Raw genomic sequence first — 3179 nt, 5'->3', positions numbered from 1 at the left:
CCGCAACTCTCTTTTGGGTTTTATGTCTCAACTCACTTGACTATAGCTATAGAACTACCGCATTTAGCTATTGAAAAATCCTAAATATATTGTTTAAAAATGTTGCAAAGCAGACTTCAAGAAATATACTGGGCTTTTCAAAAGCGCGAAGCGTAGCATGTAAATTTATAAAATCGCTAACCTATTTTGTAAGTGATTTGATATTGATAGGTATGACCGAATGAGATTTCCAGAGACCGCAAAATCGACTACAAGTTTAGCTTTCAGCCTAGGATTAATTGGGGCAATTGTGGTGACAGGCTGGTACTACGTCATTTTGCCCTATAGAAAGACTCCGCAAAGACCTGCTTTCCCTAACGATCTCAAAGCTGCACCTGCACCAAAATCGCCGATCGCTGAGATTAAAGTGCAGCCAATTCCTCAGCCTACGGTCAAAGCTAAGCCAAAATCCAATGACGCAAAGTATCAAGGTAAAGTCAATGCCAGTATTGGTCTAGTATTTCGCGCCGATCCCAATCAGGCTGCTCGCAATGTTGGTGGTGCAGACTTCAATACCAAAGTTGCTGTAATTAAAGAAACCCCCGATCGCGAATGGGTCTTTGTTAGAAATGAAAGCACTAAAGAAGAAGGCTGGGTACGCGTCGGCAACATTACCAAGGAGTGAGCAAAAATCAAAAAACATAGTCGATCTCGTTGACTCTGATAAACTCTTAAAGATTGCTCTACCTAAGATCAGCACATCTTAAGAGTTCATAAGTATGCCACATCAGCACAAACACCCCCACCCCCATCAGCATCATGGACAATCCCATGATGGACATCATCATACAGACTATAACCGTGCATTCATTGTCGGATTAGTGCTAAATGGAGGATTCGTAATTGCTGAATTTGTCTTTGGTCTATTGGCACATTCAGTATCACTGATTGCTGATGCAGGACATAATCTGAGTGATGTTTTAGGACTAATCATTTCATGGGGAGCTATTGTTTTATCTCGTCGTCAACCCTCTAGCCGCTACACCTACGGTTGGCGCAAGTCATCGATTTTAGCCACTTTCCTAAATGCGATCTTTTTGTTGGTTGTAACGGGTGGCATTATCTGGGAAGCCATTCAGCGATTACTGCAACCCGATAGTATGGTTGAAGGCGGAGTGATTATTATTGTTGCGGCGATCGGCATTGCGATTAATACTGGAACTGCCTTGATGTTTTTAGCGGGTCGCAAGGGTGATATGAATATCCGTGCTGTTTTTCTGCACATGGCAGCAGATGCGTTGGTATCTTTTGGTGTGGTTTTATCTGGGATTGCGATTATTTTTACCAAATGGTTTTGGCTTGACCCTGCATTCAGTCTTGTGATTAGCGCTTTAATTATTTTTAGTACTTGGGAGTTGTTGAAGGATTCATTTAATTTGGCGATCGATGGTGTTCCCAACGATATTGATGAGCGGGCAGTGCGTACTTATTTGGCTGAATGTCAAGGGGTGACTCAAGTTCATGATTTACATATTTGGAATATGAGTACAGTAGACACTGCTTTGACAGCTCATTTAGTCATGCCTACGGGACATCCTCGCGATGATTTTTTAATGCAAATCAGTCAGGAATTACGAGAGCGCTTTGGTATTGAACATACAACTTTACAAATTGAAAGTGGCGATCCAGATCATCCTTGTGTACTTATAAATAACTGTCGCAAGGAAGAGTAATATCCCTGTTTCTGCTTTCAAACTCAAAGAGGAAAGGCGGCGCAAAGCACCACCTTTCCTCTTTGAGTTTTATGTCTTGACGAAAGTTGCAACAGCTATATCAGACATTGGTTGAGTTTTAGTTAATTTGCTATGCTTGGGCACTGCATAATAGAGTTAGAAATAACAGAGATAATGTCCCAAATATAAGTGCGTTATCTCAGTTAGACAGAGCAAGTAATTGAGTTAGCAATGCATTTTATTGATCGAGTTACGATACATGTTAAGTCTGGCGATGGTGGCGATGGGCTAGTTGCATTTCGCCGCGAAAAATATGTGCCTGCGGGTGGGCCTGCGGGTGGAAATGGTGGTCATGGTGGTTCCGTTATTTTGCAAGCGACAACCGATCTCCAAACCCTTCTAGATTTTCGCTTCGAGAATATTTTTAAAGCTGAGAATGGCGAGCGCGGCGGCCCCAGCAATATGACGGGCAAAAAAGGTAGCGATCGCGTAATTAAAGTCCCCATCGGTACAGTGGTGATGAATGAAGAAACAGGCGAAGTTTTGGGCGATCTCACCGAGGTTGACCAAACTTTGTTTGTGGCTAAAGGCGGCAAAGGCGGCTTAGGCAATAAATATTTCTTGAGCAATCAAAATCGCGCCCCTGACTACGCTTTACCAGGGTTACCAGGCGAAGAACTTAATCTTTATTTAGAACTAAAGTTAATTGCTGAAGTCGGGATCATTGGTTTACCAAATGCTGGCAAATCAACATTGATCTCGGTCGTATCCGCCGCCCGTCCGAAGATTGCCGATTATCCTTTTACTACGCTCGTCCCAAATCTAGGTGTAGTTTCTAAGCCCTCAGGCGATGGCATTGTCTTCGCAGATATTCCTGGACTAATCGAAGGTGCATCCGATGGTATTGGTTTGGGGCATGACTTTTTGCGCCATGTTGAGCGCACTAAGCTCTTAATTCATCTGATCGATGTCACTCAAGATGATCCCCTAGCGGCGTATCACACCATTCAAGAAGAGCTGGCTGCCTATGGTCATGGCTTGGCTGACAAGCCCCAAATTCTGGCTCTGAATAAAATTGATGCGATGTTGCCTGAAGATGTCGAAGAAATTGCCTCGCAGTTTGATATTCCGATTCTCTCTATTTCTGCTGCTTCCAAAAAAGGACTAGATAAGCTATTGCAATCAGTCTGGAAAACATTAGAAAAGTTCGATCAGCAAAATCCATAAAAAAGGCGGTGCTAAGCACCGCCTTTTTTATGGGATTAGCTCTATTTGAACATAATGAAATTACCAAAGACTGCGATAGTGCTGTACTTTTTATTTGGCATCTCAGTTTCGTAAAGACTGAAAACAACAAAATTTTGCTGCTTAGTCGAATTTTCAACCAATGTCTTGATCACACCTTTGCCTTGAGAGATCACAAATTTGCATGATTGCTGAGCCGCGATCGGCATATCACCCGCACAA

At 42.7% G+C, this 3179-nt stretch carries 4 protein-coding genes; 3 read left to right on the top strand and 1 reads right to left on the bottom strand.

From position 1 onward, the window contains the following. Nucleotides 1-220 precede the first annotated feature (220 nt). The 3 genes from APA_RS06430 to obgE all read left to right on the top strand — a co-directional run bounded on the left by APA_RS06430 (nt 221) and on the right by obgE (nt 2939). A complete protein-coding gene (locus APA_RS06430) occupies nt 221-664 on the top strand; it encodes an SH3 domain-containing protein (protein ID WP_201321480.1) in 444 nt (147 codons plus the stop codon). A 94-nt stretch (nt 665-758) separates the two neighbouring features. Continuing rightward, a complete protein-coding gene (locus APA_RS06425; protein ID WP_201321479.1) occupies nt 759-1712 on the top strand; it encodes a cation diffusion facilitator family transporter in 954 nt (317 codons plus the stop codon). Between the two features lie 231 nt (nt 1713-1943). Further along, nucleotides 1944-2939, top strand: a complete 996-nt coding sequence (gene obgE, locus APA_RS06420; RefSeq protein ID WP_201321478.1) for a GTPase ObgE — start codon at nt 1944-1946, stop codon at nt 2937-2939. A gap of 41 nt (nt 2940-2980) precedes the next feature. On the opposite strand, the gene APA_RS06415 is transcribed toward obgE, so the two are convergent. Next, the coding region (locus APA_RS06415; protein ID WP_201321477.1) for a DUF4359 domain-containing protein at nt 2981-3179 on the bottom strand (199 nt) is incomplete at its 5' end.

This window comes from Pseudanabaena sp. lw0831, assembly GCF_016584665.1.
GTDB lineage: Bacteria > Cyanobacteriota > Cyanobacteriia > Pseudanabaenales > Pseudanabaenaceae > Pseudanabaena.
Note: the sequence above shows the minus strand (reverse complement) of the source record. Positions and strands in the feature narration are given on the sequence as shown.

Coding starts and splice junctions, on each gene's coding strand:
- APA_RS06430 (WP_201321480.1), top strand. CDS start 221: ATGAGATTTCCAGAGACCGCAAAATCGACTACAAGTTTAGCTTTCAGC.
- APA_RS06425 (WP_201321479.1), top strand. CDS start 759: ATGCCACATCAGCACAAACACCCCCACCCCCATCAGCATCATGGACAA.
- obgE (WP_201321478.1), top strand. CDS start 1,944: ATGCATTTTATTGATCGAGTTACGATACATGTTAAGTCTGGCGATGGT.